Raw genomic sequence first — 14150 nt, forward strand, 5'->3', positions numbered from 1 at the left:
TATCGGATTGCAAATCCGTCTACGCCGGTTCGATTCCGACCTCGGCCTCCACCATTCGAAAGCCCCGCAGATTAACGTCTGCGGGGTTTTTCTTTGTGCGCAGAAAACCCGGATGGTTTTCACTCGAGCGCTAGCCTTCAGGCAAGGCCACACCGCAAACGAAATCACGCGACCCCAGGCGGTGCGAGCCAAACTCTACGACATAGCCATCACCTCGGCGCGCGGCCTCCGCCTTGGCCGTCTTCTGGTCGGCATAAACGTCGACGAAATGCCATGGATGTCGGTCTCTTAGCACGCCCCATCCCATTACCCAGCCTTCCCTCGAAGGATCCGGCGGCAAGTGCTTCGCCAAGCTTCGAATGGACATGCCTACCTCCTCAAATACACGGGCTCGACACTGCATGAAATACTGAAATGTTCCCAAGCTAAAGTTGAACTCAAGCCAATTCCACCAGCGAGGGAGTCAGGAATGGATTATTCCAGCATGGTTGAATCGTTGCGCAAGACGCTGAAAGAAGCGGCTGCAGCACAGACCTGCCTACAGAAATCAGACACAGCGTGTCATCGATACCTTCGCAGCCATTCGTCCGCCACGTCGCCCATGGTGGACGGTGTGCCACTCTTGATCCAGGCCATGAAGGCACGGTCGAACTTAAATGCCGCCCCGCACTCGCCGAGTAGAAACTGACGCACCTTTTGCGTGTTGCGGTAATGCTTGTCCAGTGCAGTGCTGCGGGTTATCGGCCCGGCGTGCCAGTCGAAGCTCATGGCCTGTTCCTTGGCGATCGAGAAGGTAAAAAGCCCGTAGATGATCATCCACGGGCTTTGCGGTCATACGAAATGATCTGCCTTCAGGCGATCAACCCTCGAACTGGATCACCATGCGGCCTTTGATCTTGCCCTCCAGCATCTCGTCAAAGATCTGGTTGATATCCTCGATCGGCCGCAGGGTTACCTTGGGCACCACTTTGCCTTCAGCTGCAAACTGGAAGGCTTCCTGCAGGTCCTGACGAGTGCCTACCAGCGAGCCCACCACCTCGATCCCGTCCAGCACCAGGCGCGGAATATTCAGGTCCATGGACTCCGACGGCAGCCCGACGGCAACCAGTCGCCCGCCAGCGCGCAAGGCATCGACGGCGGAGTTGAACGCGCCTTTGGCCACGGCGGTAACCACCGCAGCATGGGCGCCGCCGGTCTTGGCCTGGATGACCTTCGCGGCGTCTTCGTTGAGCGGGTTGACGACCAGGTCCGCGCCCATCTCGCTGGCGAAGCGCAGTTGCTCTTCGTTGACGTCGATGGCGATCACTTTGGCGTTGAATACGTTCTTGGCATATTGCAGGGCCAGGTTGCCCAGGCCGCCGAGGCCATAGATGGCGATCCATTGGCCGGGGCGGATGTTGGAGATTTTCACCGCCTTGTAGGTCGTGACGCCGGCGCAGGTAATGCTGCTGGCGGCAGCGGAGTCGAGGCCGTCGGGTACTTTGACCGAGTAGTCGGCCTGGACGATGCAGGCCTCGGCCATGCCGCCGTCGACGGTGTAGCCGGAGTTCTTCACTTCGCGGCAGAGGGTTTCGTTGCCGCTGTTGCAATACTCGCAGTGGCCGCAACCCTGGTAGAACCAGGCAACGCTGGCACGGTCGCCTGGCTTGAGCGAGGTGACGCCGGGGCCAACTTCCTGGACCACACCGATGCCTTCGTGGCCGAGCACGACACCGGTCTTGTCACCGAAGTCGCCATTTTTCACGTGCAGGTCGGTGTGGCACACACCGCAGCATTGCATCTTCAGCAGCGCTTCGCCGTGCTGGAGGGGGCGCAGGGTTTTCTCGACCACGTCCACGCGACGGCCTGGCGCAACAACAGCAGCTTTCATAAGAGCCTCCGTGTCTATCCGATGTGAGCTTGGGTTATCGCTGGGACAGCATAGACGTTGCCTGGCCAGGTAAAACTGCTTCAGGTCATAGGAAGGGGTAGTTGCCTTGGCCAGGCGGCGGTTGCGCAGGGTGCCGCAGGCCCCTCGCCAAAAAGAAAAGCCCGCGGCAATGATGCGGCGGGCTGCAAGAACGTACGGAGCAGGGTCAGTGTGCCCATCCGTATGTCGAGATTTCGTGAAGTTCAGGTCATGAGGCTGTCATCCTCCGGGGCGAAGTTTGCTTTGCCAAAAAAAAAGCCCGCCATGAAAGGCGGGCAAAGACGTTTGAAGGGAGAACCTGCACACTGAACCAGGCCGGTTAACCCAAGATTAAGCTGCAACGCATTGACCCAGCATCCTGATCGGCCTATATAGGCCTGCCATTAGCCCAGGAGCCAGCATGCAAGACGAAGACGACCTGCACGAACCCGAGCACGATCACCTGCTTGACCACGAATTTCTCTACGACGACATGGAGCTTGAGGCCGATGCCCAGGGCGCCGAGGATGAGGTGGAGGAAGACGAGGAAACGCTGGATGACCTCGATGACGAGGAGCGCGATCACCCAGCCTGGTTCGATGATTGCGAAGACGACTGATTCAGCGACCGTCCACCGAGAAACGCCCTGGGCCACTCACGGCGAGCAGCAGCAGGCCACCCATGATGCTGAGGTTTTTCAGAAACTGGGTCATGTTGGCGCTGCGCTCGGGGTCGACCATGTTCCAGAAGGGGTGGCCGAGCAGCGCCGTGCCCAGCACGAACAGCGCGAACAGAAACGCCAGCGGCCGGGTGTAGAAGCCGAGGATCAGCAGGATGGCGACGACGAACTCCATGATCACGGCAATCGCTGCCGCCAGCATCGGAGCAGGGGCGCCCAGCGAGGTCATGTAGCCAACTGTGCCATCGAAGCCAGTCAGCTTGGCCCAGCCAGACAAGACGAAGAGGATCATCAGCAGTACGCGGGCGAGCAGGATGATGATGTCGCGTTGACCATCGAACAGGGAGTAGCGCATGGTGGCGTTCCAGTGGAGGGTACAAGCTCCACTCTAGCAGCTGCGCAAGACATTGCCGGCAGGCAGCAAAAAGGCGCCGCAAGGGCGCCTTTTCAACGAAGTTTGGTGCGAGTGGCGGGACTCGAACCCGCAAGGCTCACGCCGACAGATTTTAAGTCTGCTGTGTATACCAATTCCACCACACTCGCACGTTTGAAGGGGTCGCAACGACCGGCTCGCTTCTAAGCAGAAGGGCTTCGCAATCAAGCGCGCTTTATAACCCATCGTTATAGTTGAGTCAACTGCAGCACCTATGATCTACAGACAGAAGGGTCGATCGAATGGGCAATTGACACCTTGCTGTCATTACGCCACTGTTCCTCCTTCTATTGGATCCAAGAGTGTTCAGCGATGACTCAGGGCCGAGTTGGCGAGCGAATCGTGCGTCCACGGTTATTCTGGCGGCTGTTGTTCGCCCTGGTGGTGGTGCTGGGGGCGTTTCTTTACCTCAGCCTGATCAGCCTGGGCGGTTATCTGTTGTTGCTGGGCTTCGATGCCGAGCACGCTCAGCAGCAGCGTATCCTGGCCCTGGCCAGCGGTAGCCTGATCATGCTGGTCGGCCTGTGGTTGCTGAGGGTGGCCATGCCGCGGCGGATCAGCCCGGTGCTGGTTGAACCGGAACGCTGATCACCTGTTGTCGCACGGTGGCTCATCGATGGGTACGCTGGGCTAATCTCATTTTGTTCCCCCTGCTGTGCCAGTGGAGTTTGCATGGTTTCAGCCGACTGCCTCGACCATCCCGTCATGCCTGCCCACCGCTATGAACAGTTGGTTCAGTCGGTGGTGGATTACGCCATCTACATGCTCGACCCTTCTGGCCATGTGGTGTCGTGGAACGCCGGCGCGCAAAGGATCAAGGGCTACCGTGCCGATGAAGTGATCGGCAAGCATTTTTCATTGTTCTTCACCCCGCAGGATTGCGCTGATGGGCGCCCCGAGCGCCTGCTACGCCAGGCGCTGGAGCAGGGCGTGGCGCAAGATGAAGGTTGGCGGGTGCGCAAGGACGGCACGCAGTTCTGGGCCTTGGCTGCGCTGGATGTGATCCGCGATGACAACGGCCAGATCGTCGGCCTGGCCAAAGTGACCCGCGACATTACTGATCGCCGAGAGTCGGCGCTGCAGCTGGACGCGGTGCGCGCTCAGCTGTTCCAGGCGCAGAAGCTTGAAGCCCTCGGCCAGTTGACTGGTGGCCTGGCGCATGACTTCAACAACATGCTGACCATCATCATCAGTTCGGCACGCCTGGCGCTGGCCACCCAGGACCCGGCACGCGCCCAGCGCATGCTGCAGCACATCCTCGATGCCAGCCAGCGCGGCACCGAACTGACCCAGCAACTGCTCAGCTTTGCCCGCCACCGCAAGCTGGATGTGGCCAGCGTTGCACCTGCGGACCTGGTTACCGCTACCCGTGGCCTGCTTGAACATGCGCTTCCAGGCTCGATCGAACTGAACGTACTGCTACAACCGGACTTGCCGCTGATCGAGGTGGATGCCGGGCAACTGCAAATGGTCTTGCTCAACTTGCTGTTCAATGCCCGCGACGCCATCGCAGGCGATGGTCGGATCGGCTTGACGGTCGATGTAGTGGCGCTGGCCGGCGAAGTTGAAGCGTTGCATGGCAACTTCGTGCGCTTCAAGGTGGAAGACAGCGGCGAAGGCATATCGGCGGAGGTGCTGCCACGCATCTTCGAGCCGTTCTTCACCACCAAGCCGTTCGGCAAGGGTACTGGCCTGGGGCTTAGCCAGGTGTATGGCTTCGCCCGGCAGAGTGGCGGTGCTATTTGTGTCGACAGCGAGCCTGGTCGGGGAACTTGCATGCAATTGTACTTGCCAATGTATCAGGACCAGACGGATAGCCCACTCGACAGGTAGACAACATGGCACAGGCACTCAGGCGGCTGGTAACGGGGATCGACGGGCTCGACGCGTTGCTCAAGGGCGGCCTGGTGGCCGGTGCCTCCTACATCATCCAAGGGCCGCCGGGTGCCGGCAAGACCATCCTCGCCAACCAACTGGCCTGCAACCATGTGCGTGGCGGTGGTCGGGTGCTGGTGGCCACCTTGTTGAGCGAGTCGCATGAGCGCTTGTTCCAGTACTTGTCCACCCTGGACTTCTTCGACCCGGCGTTGGTGGGTGACCCCATTCAGTTCGTCAGCGCTTTCGACACCCTCGAGCAGGACGGGCTGGACGCCGTGGTGCGCTTGCTGCGTCAGGAAATTGCCCGGCAGCAGGCCAGCCTGCTGATCGTCGACGGCGTACTCAATGCCCGCGTACGAGCCGAAACTGCGTTGGACACCAAAAAGTTCGTCTCTGAGCTGCAGGGCCATGCGGCCTTCGCCGGCTGCACCGTGCTGCTGCTGACCAGTGCCCGGCTGGACGAGGGCAGCCCGGAGCACACCATGGTCGATGGTGTGATCGAACTGGGCGAGCAACTGGTGGGCAGCCGCGCAGTGCGCCATGTCCAGTTGCGCAAGACCCGCGGCAGTGCGGCGTTGTCGGGGCGCCACGAATGCCTCATCGACGAAGCCGGCATGCACGTCTACCCGCGTCTGGAGGCGTTGTTCAGCCACCCTAGTCAGTTGGGCAGCGCCACTTTGGCGCGCATCAGCAGCGGGGTGCCAACCTTCGATGAGATGCTTGGCGGCGGCTTGGCGACGGGTTCGGTTAGCCTGTTGATCGGGCCTTCAGGTATCGGCAAGACGTCATTGGGCCTGGCCTTTCTGGGGGCGAGCACCCCGCAGTCGCCGGGGTTGCATTTTGGCTTTTACGAAACACCTGAACGCCTGCGCAGCAAGGCCGCGTCGCTAGGCCATGATTTTGCCGCGATGGAGCAGAGCGGTAGCTTGCAGCTGTGCTGGCAGCCGACAACCGAGGGCTTGTTGGACCAGGTCGGCGCGCGGCTGCTTGAGCGTGTGGCGGCACAGGGCAGCAAGCGTGTACTGATCGACAGCCTGGGTGCGTTCAGCCGCCTGGCCATCGACCCGACCCGGCTCAATGCGTTTTTCCGCGCGTTGGCGGGTGAGCTGCGCGCGCGTGATGTCAGTGTGATGCTCACCTGGGAAATGCGCGACATCTTCGGCTCGGAAATCAGCGCCCCGGCGCCGGACCTGTCGAGCATCGTCGACAACCTGATGCTGATGCGCTTTGTCGAGCTGGATTCGCAACTACGGCGCATGCTGTCGATCCTCAAGGTGCGTGACAGCCACCATGACCCTGCCTTGCACGAGTTGCTGATCGGGCCGCAGGGCATTAGCTTGCGCAAGGCGTTCGAAGGCGCCTGTGGCGTGCTCTCGGGAACGCCGATGCCGCAGGGGAGTGGGTGACGGGCCTGCCGATGAACACCACCATCCTGATTGTCGATGACGAGTACCTGATCGCCGATATCCTCGGTTTTGCCTTGGAGGACGAAGGCTACCTGGTGGAAAAAGCCAGCAACGGCAGCAAGGCGCTGGAGGCGCTGAAGGAAAAGCGCGTGCAGTTGGTGATCACCGACTACATGATGCCGCTACTCAACGGCGAAGAGCTCGCGCGTGCCATGCGCGAAGACCCGGCGTTAAGCGCGTTGCCGGTCATTCTCATGAGCGGCGCCCAGGCCAACCAAGGATGTTCGGAGCTGTTCGCCGCCATCTTCGAGAAGCCGTTCGACATGGACATGATGATCGCCAAGGTGCATCAGTTACTGAGCACCTGAGCCAGGCGGTCGAGCGCATCCATGCACCCTGAGAAGGGAGGGTTCAGTGCGAGTCGTCGTGCTTCTCCGGGGCGGGGCTGCCGGCCTGGATGCGCTTGAAGATCTCTTCGCGATGGACCTGGACATCTTTCGGTGCATCGATACCAATCCTCACCTGCATCCCTTTGACGCCCAGAATGGTGACTTTGATGTCATCGTTGATGACGATGCTTTCGCCAACCTTACGGGTGAGTATCAGCATGTAGTTCTCCTTGGTGATGTAAAAATCCGCAGGGCTAGTTGCCGCGGCGGTGGGAGCTTGTCCCTCTTCCTTCTCATTAAAGACGCTTTCGGCGGATAGTAATTCCCCGACAGACAAATTCTGTTGCGTGTCTTCAGTTGCAGGTGCCCAAGCAAACCGTCAACGGTTTGTCGGCCAAGGTGCTCGATGGCAAGAATAGGGGGCTTGGCGGCTAATGGGAAATTTCTTCGCATCATAGGCTGAATAGACAAGCTTAATGGCCGTCCTGTTCCTCAAGTACCTGAAGAAACAGCAGCAAGGCCACCTCTTCGGGGTCCAGGCCCTTGCGCACACGGCTTTTCGGCAAATTGGCCAGGCGCCCCATGGCATAGTGCTCCAGGACTGCCGGGTGGATGTAGCAGCGCTTGCACACGGCCGGCGTGTTGCCCAGGCGCGTGGCCACCTGGCGGACTATCGCGGCGACCTGGCGCCTGGCTTCGCTCTCCGGCTCCCAGGCCAGGGGTTTGAGCAGGTCCAGCGCCAGGCTGCTGCCGGCCCAGGTGCGGTAATCCTTTGCGGTGAAGTCGGATCCGGTCAGTTGCTGCAGAAATTGGTTGACCTCGCTGGAGCCGACGCTGTGGCGCTGGCCGTCTTCGTCCAGGTATTGAAACAACGCCTGCCCGGGCAGCTCCATGCAGCGTTTGAGCAGGTTGGCCAGGCGCCGGTCGTTGAGGGTGACGTTGTGTTCGACGCCGCGCTTGCCGCGGAACTGAAAGCGAATGGTGCTGCCTTTGACCTGCACATGGCGGTTGCGCAGGGTAGTCAGGCCATACGACTGGTTGTCGCGCAGGTAGCGTTGGTTGCCAATGCGGATCAGGGTGTGGTCCAGCAGGCTCACCACCAATGCCATGACCTTTTCCCGGTCCAGCCCCGGCCGCGCCAGGTGGGCTTCCAGTTGCGCGCGCAGTTTTGGCAGGGCCTGGGCGAAGGCCAGCATGCGCCCGTACTTGTGCTGGTCGCGTAGCTCGCGCCATTGGCTGTGGTAGCGATACTGCTTGCGGCCCCGGGCGTCGCGGCCGGTGGCTTGCAGGTGGCCCTGCGGGTCGGCGCAGATCCACACATCCGTATAGGCCGGTGGAATCACCAGTGCGGCGATGCGCGCGAGGGTTTCACTGTCACGCACCCGCTGGCCATCGGCATCTAGGTAGATGAAGCGCTCACGCCAGCGTCGCCGGGTGAGGCCCGGCTGGCTGTCGTCTACGTAATGCAGGGTGCGCGGCAGGGGGCAGTCGAGCATGGGCGGCAGGCCTCGATCAGGTCACTGATCAATGGACAACGCCCGCACGCAGGATGCTCAGCCCAACAAGGCCACCGACTTGATCTGGGCAAACAGCGCCTGGCCCGGGTGCAGGCCAAGCTGGTCTGCCGAGAAGCGGGTGATGCGCGCGAGCAAGGCGTTACCGCCGGCATCCAGGCTGACCAGCACGTGGGCTGGGTTATCGGCCGGGCGGCTTTCGCGCACGCGCACTGGCAGGCGGTTGAGAATGCTCGAGGTACTGTCGGCGGCCAGCGCCAGGCTGACGTCCCGGGCCTGCACCTTGACCCGTAGCGTACTGCCCATCACATGCGCCGGGTGGGCGATGCGCAACAGTGGCCCGCCGCTGCCGGGCAGGCGCAGGTCGAGCAGGTCATAGTGGGGGTCGTGCCCCACCACCATGCCCTCGAACACCACGCCGGCATCCTCGCCCTGGGCCAGCGACAGGTCGAGGCGAGCCAGGGTCTCGCCGATCGGGCCGCTGGCGACCGCTTGGCCTTGCTCCAGCAATACCAGGTGGTCGGCCAGTCGCGCTACCTCATCCTGGGCATGGCTGACATACACCAGGGGGATGTCCAGTTCGTCGTGCAGGCGTTCCAGGTAAGGCAGGATCTCGCGCTTGCGCGGCCCGTCGAGGGCGGCCAAAGGCTCGTCCATCAATAACAGCCGTGGGCTGCTGAGCAGGGCGCGGGCAATGCCCACTCGCTGCGCCTCGCCACCCGACAGGGTTGCCGGGCGGCGGCCCAGCAAGTGGCCGATACCCAGCAACTGGCAAGCCTGGTCGAGGCTTACCTTGCGCTCGGTAGCGGCTACCCGGCGCCAGCCGAACTCCAGGTTGCCGCGCACCGACAGGTGCGGGAACAGGCTGGCCTCCTGGAACACGTAGCCCACCGGGCGTAGATGCGGTGCCTGGAAGTAGCCACGAGTGCTGTCTTCCCAGACTTCGCCGTTGACCTCGATGTAGGCGCTGGCGGCGCGTTCCAGCCCGGCCAGGCAACGCAGGCAGCTGGTCTTGCCCGAGCCGGAGTGGCCGAACAGCGCGCTGATACCGCGCCCAGGCAGGTGCAGGTCGACATCCAGGGTAAAGTCGTCGCGCGCCAGTTTAAGGCGCGCCACAATCGATGCGGTCATTTCAGCTCCAGCCAGCTTTGCCGCGGCGTCCGGCGTACAGCAGGAGCAGCACCAGGAAAGAGAACACCAGCATGGCACCGGCCAGCCAGTGAGCTTGCGAATACTCCATGGCCTCGACGTGATCGAATATTTGCACCGAGACCACGCGAGTCTTGTCGGGGATGTTGCCACCGATCATCAGCACCACGCCAAACTCGCCCACGGTATGGGCGAAACCGAGGATGCTGGCAGTGACGAAACCAGGTCGGGCCAGCGGCAGCACCACATGAACGAAGGTGTCCCATGGGCTGGCGCGCAGGGTGGCGGCGACTTCCAGGGGGCGCTGGCCGATCGCGCCAAAGGCATTCTGCAGCGGTTGCACCACGAATGGCATGGAATACACCGTCGAGCCGATCACCAGGCCCGTGAAGCTGAACACCACGCTACCCAGGCCTAGCGCCTGGGTAGCCTGGCCCAGCCAGCCGTGCGGGCCGAGGGCGATCAGCAGGTAGAAACCGATCACCGTCGGTGGCAGCACCAAGGGCAATGCCACCACGGCACCCACCGGCCCGCGCAGCCATGAGCGCGTGCGCGCCAGCCACCAGGCGATGGGGGTGCCGATAACCAGCAGGATCAGGGTGGTCAGGCTGGCCAGTTTCACGGTCAGCCAGATGGCACCCAGGTCACTGGCGTCCAGTGGCATCAGAGTTCATAACCGTAGGACTTGATCACCGCTGCGGCTTTCGGGCCTTTCAGGTATTCGACCAGGGCTTTGGCGGCCGCATTGTCCTTGCCTTTGTTGAGGATGACGGCGTCCTGGCGGATCGGGTCGTGCAGGTTGGACGGCACGATCCAGGCCGAGCCATTGGTCACCTTGCCGTCTTTGTAGATCTGCGACAGGGCGACGAAGCCCAGCTCGGCGTTGCCGGTGGAGACAAACTGGAAGGCCTGGGTGATGTTCTGGCCTTCGACAATCTTGCCTTTGGTGGCGTCGGTGAGCTTCAGCTTGTCCAGTACCTGGGTGGCGGCCAGGCCGTAAGGTGCCGCTTTCGGGTTGGCGATGGACAGGTGCTTGTATTCGTTCTTTTTCAGCACGTCACCCTTGGCATCGACATAACCTTCTTTCGCAGACCACAGGGCCAGGGTGCCAATGGCGTAGGTAAAGCGCGAGCCGGGGACGATTTCCTTCTCTTCTTCAAGCTTCTTCGGGGTGCTGTCGTCGGCGGCGAGGAACACCTCGAACGGTGCGCCGTTCTTGATCTGGGCGTAGAACTGCCCGGTGGCACCGTAGGCGGCGACCAGTTTGTGGCCGGTGTCTTTTTCGAAATCCTTGGCGATGGCCTGGATGGGGGCTGTGAAGTTGGCTGCGACCGCGACCTGGACTTCGTCGGCCCAGGCAGTGTTGAAGGCGAACAGGCTGGCCAGGGCAGAGAAGGCCAGGTGGGACGGGCGGATACGCATGAAGACAGCTCCTTGGGGTTATCGTTATGTCATGAACTATATAGCGATAGGCCATTTGCCGGGAAGGGGCTGGTTGATGCTTTCGCTGGCTCGCCCTCTTCGCAGCGCACGGCTGTTCCCATGTATGGAATCGGCCACACTGTTCAGTTGCTTTTGAACATAGGTACCTGCCCGCCAACAGGCCGCTGCAGGCAGCCTCAACTCTCGCGCAACACGGTCAACGGGCTGGCATTCAACGCCCGCCGCGTCCCCAGCACCCCCGCACCTCCCACCAGCAGCGCCCCCGCCAGCGGCAACACCAGCAGCCACGGATGTGGGCTCCATTGCAGGTCGAAGGCATAGCGGTACAGCACCAGGGTAATCAGCTCACACCCGATCGCCGCCAGCAAGCCGCTGGCCGCCCCCAGCAAACCGAATTCTATCCGCCGAGCCCTGACCAGTAACGGCCGCGCCGCGCCCAGTGCGCGCAGCAAGGCACCTTGGCGAATGCGCTCATCCAGTGTGGCTTGCAAGCCAGCGAACAGCACCGCCAGCCCGGCGGCCAGCACGAACATCAGCACATACTCCACCGCCAGGGTCACCTGGGCGAGGATGCTGCGCAGTTGATCGAGCAAGGCATCCACCTGCAGGATGGTCACTGCAGGAAACGCTCGCGACAGTGCCACTATATCCAGGTCATGCCCCGGTGCCAGGTAGAAGCTGGTCAGGTAGGTGGTCGGCAGCCCCTGCAGTGTGCCAGGTTGGAAAATCATGTAGAAGTTTGGCTGGAAGCTGTCCCAATGCACGCTGCGCAGGCTGCTGACGCGGGCTTGGCGCTGCTGGCCGCCGATGTCGAAGGTCAGCAGGTCGCCCATTTGCAGTTTCAGGCTGCTGGCCAGTTCCGCTTCCACCGAAACCCCGGGGATTTCATCGTGAGCGGGCAAGGCTTGCCACCAATTGCCGGCGGTCAATGCGTTGCCTTCGGGCAACTCGGCGGCCCAGGTCAGGCTGAGGTCGCGCTGCACGGCGCGCTCGCCTGCCGAGTCCTTGCTGACGATTTGCTGCACCGGTTGCTCGTTGATTTGCACCAGGCGCCCGGGCGTGACCGGGTACAGCGGCGCCGAAGCGGCGTTGACCTGGTGCAGGCGTTGCGCGAACGGTTCACGGTCATCCGGCAGGATGTTCAAGGCGAAATGGTTAGGCGCATCCTTGGGTAGCTGCGCTTGCCAGGTGTCGAGCAGTTCTGCGCGTAGCAGGGCAACCAAGGCCATGGCCAGCAGAATCAGGCCGAAGGCCAAGGCCTGGCCGGCGGCAGCCATGGGGTGGCGTAACAGTTGGCCGAGCCCCAGTCGCCAAGTGAGAGGTGCTCCGGCCAGCATCTGGCGCAGGCTGCGCAACCCGAGCAACAGCAGGCCGCCGAGCAGCAGCGCAGCGACCAGGCCGCCACCGAGCAGGGCGAAGGTGAGCAGCAAGTCGAGGCTCAGGCGCCACATGATCAGGCCCAGGGCGAGCAAGGCAGCGCCGTACACCAGCCAACTGCTCGGCGGTATCGGCAGCAGGTCGCGGCGCAGCACGCGCAGTGGCGGCACCTGGCCCAGCGCTGCGATCGGCGGCAGGGCGAAACCGGCCAGCGCGACCAGCCCCGTACCGATACCGGCCAGGGCAGGAACGACGCCGCCAGCGGGCACCACGCTGGGCAGCAAACCTTGCAGCAGGCGGAACAGGCCCAACTGGGCCAGCCAGCCGAGCAAAGCGCCGGCCAGGGCGGCGACCAGGCCAAGCATGGCCAATTGCAGGCAATACAGGCCCAATGCCTGGCGGCGAGACAAACCCAGGCAGCGCAGCAGGGCACTGGCGTCAAGGCGGCGTGCGGCGTAGCGGCTGGCCGACAGGGCCACGGCAACGCCGGCCAGCAGCACAGCCACCAGGCTGGCCATGTTCAGGTAGCGTTCGGCCTTGCCCAGCGCGCCGCCGATCTGCTGGTTGCCATCGCGGGTGTCGCGCAGGCGCTGGTTGGCGGCCAGGTCTTTTTCCACGGCCTGACGGTACCGGGCCAGTGCCTCGGCATCGCCGCGCCACAGGTCGCGGTAGGTGACCCGGCTGCCCGGCTGGATCACGCCGGTGGCCTCCAGGTCGGCCAGGTTCATCATCACGCGCGGGGTAAGGCTGTAGAAGTTGTTGGCGCGGTCTGGTTCGTAGGTCAGCACGCGGCTCATGCGCAGGGTTTTCATGCCCACATCGATGCTGTCGCCAACTGCCAGCCCCAGTGCCGCCAGCAGGCGTGGTTCGACCCACACTTCGCCAGGAGCAGGGCCGCCGCCAGGCGTTTCCTCGGCATAAGGTGCCGGCGCGCTGCGCACTTGCCCGCGCAATGGGTAGGCACCGTCGGCGGCCTTGACGCTGGACAGCTGGATGCCGTTATCGCCGCCCACCACACTGGTAAATTCGACCACCTGGGCATGGCGCAAGCCCAGTGCCTTGCCTGCATCGAGCTGTTGCTCGCGGGCAGGTGCGCTGCCTTGCAGTACCAGGTCGGCGCCCAGGAATTCGCTGGCGCGCAGCTGCATGGCGCCGTTGAGGCGGGCACCGAAATAGCCGATGGCAGTGCTGGCAGCCACCGCCACCAGCAGGGCAAAGAACAGCACGCGCACTTCGCTGGCGCGAACATCGCGCAGCAACTGGCGCAGTGCTAGGCCACACAGGCGAGACAGCGGCATGTGGGTCATCAGGCCTCCACCGGCGCCACAAGGCGGCCCGCTTCCAGGCGTATCTGGCGCCGGCAGCGGCGGGCCAGGCGTTCGTCATGGGTGACCAGCACCAAGGTAGTGCCGCGCTCCTTGTTCAGCTCGAACAACAAGTCGCTGATGCGCTCGCCAGTGTGGCTGTCGAGGTTGCCGGTGGGCTCGTCGGCGAACAGCACCGCAGGCTGCGCGGCGAAAGCGCGGGCGATGGCCACGCGTTGCTGCTCGCCGCCCGACAGTTGCCGAGGTGTGTGGCTCAGGCGCTTGCCCAGGCCAACCCGTTCCAGCAGGGTGCGTGCGTGTTCGCGGGCATCGCGGCGGCCGTCCAGCTCCAGTGGCAGCATGACGTTTTCCAAAGCATTGAGGCTGTCGAGCAGCTGGAACGACTGGAACACGAAGCCCACATGCTCGGCGCGCACACGGGCGCGCTGGTCCTCATCCAGCGGCCCCAGGTCGTGGCCGGCGAGAATGACCTTGCCCGCGCTGGGCAGGTCGAGGCCGGCGAGCAGGCCGAGCAGGGTCGACTTGCCAGAGCCCGAGGCGCCGACGATGGCCAGGCTGTCGCCTTGGGCCAGGTCGAGGGAAAGTGCGTGGAGGATGGTCAGGTCGCCTTCCGCGCTGGGGACCACTTTGCTAAGGTTCTGCGCAATGAGAATGCTGGGGCCCATGGAG

The 14150-nt window shown here is 63.0% G+C and carries 16 protein-coding genes and 1 tRNA gene; 5 read left to right on the forward strand and 12 right to left on the reverse strand.

Annotated elements, in window-relative coordinates:
• Positions 1-130 precede the first annotated feature (130 nt).
• From ACNFBR_RS07340 to adhP, 3 genes are all read right to left on the reverse strand, one after another.
• The gene (locus ACNFBR_RS07340) at positions 131-367 is read right to left on the reverse strand and encodes a hypothetical protein (protein ID WP_416734284.1); all 237 of its coding nucleotides are present in this window, start codon (positions 365-367) and stop codon (positions 131-133) included.
• 194 nt (positions 368-561) lie between these two features.
• Positions 562-768 carry a DUF6434 domain-containing protein gene (locus tag ACNFBR_RS07345; protein ID WP_416734285.1) on the reverse strand — a complete coding sequence of 69 codons (207 nt, stop codon included), beginning with the start codon at positions 766-768 and terminating at the stop codon, positions 562-564.
• Between the two features lie 91 nt (positions 769-859).
• On the reverse strand, positions 860-1870 hold the full coding sequence (gene adhP, locus ACNFBR_RS07350; protein ID WP_012273161.1) for an alcohol dehydrogenase AdhP: 1011 nt from the start codon (positions 1868-1870) through the stop codon (positions 860-862).
• A gap of 439 nt (positions 1871-2309) precedes the next feature.
• Here adhP and ACNFBR_RS07355 point away from each other — a divergent pair, with 439 nt between their 5' ends.
• Positions 2310-2507, forward strand: a complete 198-nt coding sequence (locus ACNFBR_RS07355) for a hypothetical protein (RefSeq protein ID WP_416734286.1) — start codon at positions 2310-2312, stop codon at positions 2505-2507.
• 1 nt (position 2508) lies between these two features.
• On the opposite strand, the gene ACNFBR_RS07360 is transcribed toward ACNFBR_RS07355, so the two are convergent.
• Entirely contained in the window at positions 2509-2922 is a 414-nt protein-coding gene (locus tag ACNFBR_RS07360; protein ID WP_416734287.1) for a DoxX family protein, read from the reverse strand.
• 103 nt (positions 2923-3025) lie between these two features.
• Positions 3026-3110: transfer RNA gene (locus ACNFBR_RS07365), tRNA-Leu, on the reverse strand.
• Between the two features lie 202 nt (positions 3111-3312).
• On the opposite strand from ACNFBR_RS07365, the gene ACNFBR_RS07370 reads away from it, so the two are divergent.
• The 4 genes from ACNFBR_RS07370 (at position 3313) to ACNFBR_RS07385 (ending at position 6652) form a co-directional block, all read left to right on the forward strand.
• Positions 3313-3588 carry a hypothetical protein gene (locus ACNFBR_RS07370; protein ID WP_416734288.1) on the forward strand — a complete coding sequence of 92 codons (276 nt, stop codon included), beginning with the start codon at positions 3313-3315 and terminating at the stop codon, positions 3586-3588.
• Positions 3589-3672: 84 nt separating this feature from the next.
• Positions 3673-4833: a two-component system sensor histidine kinase NtrB gene (locus ACNFBR_RS07375; RefSeq protein WP_416734289.1), complete on the forward strand. Its 1161-nt coding sequence runs from the start codon at positions 3673-3675 to the stop codon at positions 4831-4833.
• Between the two features lie 5 nt (positions 4834-4838).
• On the forward strand, positions 4839-6284 hold the full coding sequence (locus tag ACNFBR_RS07380) for an ATPase domain-containing protein (protein WP_416734290.1): 1446 nt from the start codon (positions 4839-4841) through the stop codon (positions 6282-6284).
• 11 nt (positions 6285-6295) lie between these two features.
• Positions 6296-6652 carry a response regulator gene (locus tag ACNFBR_RS07385; protein WP_416734291.1) on the forward strand — a complete coding sequence of 119 codons (357 nt, stop codon included), beginning with the start codon at positions 6296-6298 and terminating at the stop codon, positions 6650-6652.
• A gap of 43 nt (positions 6653-6695) precedes the next feature.
• On the opposite strand, the gene csrA is transcribed toward ACNFBR_RS07385, so the two are convergent.
• From csrA to ACNFBR_RS07420, 7 genes are all read right to left on the reverse strand, one after another.
• On the reverse strand, positions 6696-6893 hold the full coding sequence (gene csrA, locus ACNFBR_RS07390; RefSeq protein ID WP_004375914.1) for a carbon storage regulator CsrA: 198 nt from the start codon (positions 6891-6893) through the stop codon (positions 6696-6698).
• A gap of 253 nt (positions 6894-7146) precedes the next feature.
• Positions 7147-8169 (reverse strand): DNA topoisomerase IB, encoded by a 1023-nt coding sequence (locus ACNFBR_RS07395; protein WP_416734292.1) that lies wholly within the window; start codon positions 8167-8169, stop codon positions 7147-7149.
• Between the two features lie 57 nt (positions 8170-8226).
• The gene (modC, locus tag ACNFBR_RS07400; RefSeq protein WP_416734293.1) at positions 8227-9318 is read right to left on the reverse strand and encodes a molybdenum ABC transporter ATP-binding protein; all 1092 of its coding nucleotides are present in this window, start codon (positions 9316-9318) and stop codon (positions 8227-8229) included.
• 1 nt (position 9319) lies between these two features.
• Entirely contained in the window at positions 9320-10000 is a 681-nt protein-coding gene (gene modB / locus ACNFBR_RS07405) for a molybdate ABC transporter permease subunit (protein WP_016487935.1), read from the reverse strand.
• Complete coding sequence (gene modA, locus ACNFBR_RS07410; RefSeq protein WP_416734294.1) at positions 10000-10758, reverse strand: molybdate ABC transporter substrate-binding protein; 759 nt, start codon at positions 10756-10758, stop codon at positions 10000-10002. The genes modB and modA overlap by 1 nt, the downstream gene beginning before the upstream one ends.
• A gap of 197 nt (positions 10759-10955) precedes the next feature.
• On the reverse strand, positions 10956-13463 hold the full coding sequence (locus tag ACNFBR_RS07415) for an ABC transporter permease (RefSeq protein ID WP_416734295.1): 2508 nt from the start codon (positions 13461-13463) through the stop codon (positions 10956-10958).
• Complete coding sequence (locus tag ACNFBR_RS07420) at positions 13463-14146, reverse strand: ABC transporter ATP-binding protein (RefSeq protein ID WP_416734296.1); 684 nt, start codon at positions 14144-14146, stop codon at positions 13463-13465. Before ACNFBR_RS07420 ends, ACNFBR_RS07415 begins: the two co-directional genes overlap by 1 nt.
• Positions 14147-14150: the final 4 nt, after the last annotated feature.

Source organism: Pseudomonas sp. NY11955, from assembly GCF_048068035.1.
Taxonomy (GTDB): domain Bacteria; phylum Pseudomonadota; class Gammaproteobacteria; order Pseudomonadales; family Pseudomonadaceae; genus Aquipseudomonas.

Bases quoted from the DNA above. Each gene is read 5' to 3' on its own strand.
- ACNFBR_RS07370 (WP_416734288.1), top strand. From the start codon at position 3,313: ATGACTCAGGGCCGAGTTGGCGAGCGAATCGTGCGTCCACGGTTATTC.
- ACNFBR_RS07420 (WP_416734296.1), bottom strand. From the start codon at position 14,146: ATGGGCCCCAGCATTCTCATTGCGCAGAACCTTAGCAAAGTGGTCCCC.
- ACNFBR_RS07415 (WP_416734295.1), bottom strand. From the start codon at position 13,463: ATGACCCACATGCCGCTGTCTCGCCTGTGTGGCCTAGCACTGCGCCAG.
- ACNFBR_RS07395 (WP_416734292.1), bottom strand. From the start codon at position 8,169: ATGCTCGACTGCCCCCTGCCGCGCACCCTGCATTACGTAGACGACAGC.
- ACNFBR_RS07375 (WP_416734289.1), top strand. From the start codon at position 3,673: ATGGTTTCAGCCGACTGCCTCGACCATCCCGTCATGCCTGCCCACCGC.
- adhP (WP_012273161.1), bottom strand. From the start codon at position 1,870: ATGAAAGCTGCTGTTGTTGCGCCAGGCCGTCGCGTGGACGTGGTCGAG.
- modC (WP_416734293.1), bottom strand. From the start codon at position 9,318: ATGACCGCATCGATTGTGGCGCGCCTTAAACTGGCGCGCGACGACTTT.
- ACNFBR_RS07345 (WP_416734285.1), bottom strand. From the start codon at position 768: ATGAGCTTCGACTGGCACGCCGGGCCGATAACCCGCAGCACTGCACTG.
- ACNFBR_RS07380 (WP_416734290.1), top strand. From the start codon at position 4,839: ATGGCACAGGCACTCAGGCGGCTGGTAACGGGGATCGACGGGCTCGAC.
- ACNFBR_RS07355 (WP_416734286.1), top strand. From the start codon at position 2,310: ATGCAAGACGAAGACGACCTGCACGAACCCGAGCACGATCACCTGCTT.
- csrA (WP_004375914.1), bottom strand. From the start codon at position 6,893: ATGCTGATACTCACCCGTAAGGTTGGCGAAAGCATCGTCATCAACGAT.
- modA (WP_416734294.1), bottom strand. From the start codon at position 10,758: ATGCGTATCCGCCCGTCCCACCTGGCCTTCTCTGCCCTGGCCAGCCTG.
- ACNFBR_RS07360 (WP_416734287.1), bottom strand. From the start codon at position 2,922: ATGCGCTACTCCCTGTTCGATGGTCAACGCGACATCATCATCCTGCTC.
- modB (WP_016487935.1), bottom strand. From the start codon at position 10,000: ATGCCACTGGACGCCAGTGACCTGGGTGCCATCTGGCTGACCGTGAAA.
- ACNFBR_RS07385 (WP_416734291.1), top strand. From the start codon at position 6,296: ATGAACACCACCATCCTGATTGTCGATGACGAGTACCTGATCGCCGAT.
- ACNFBR_RS07340 (WP_416734284.1), bottom strand. From the start codon at position 367: ATGTCCATTCGAAGCTTGGCGAAGCACTTGCCGCCGGATCCTTCGAGG.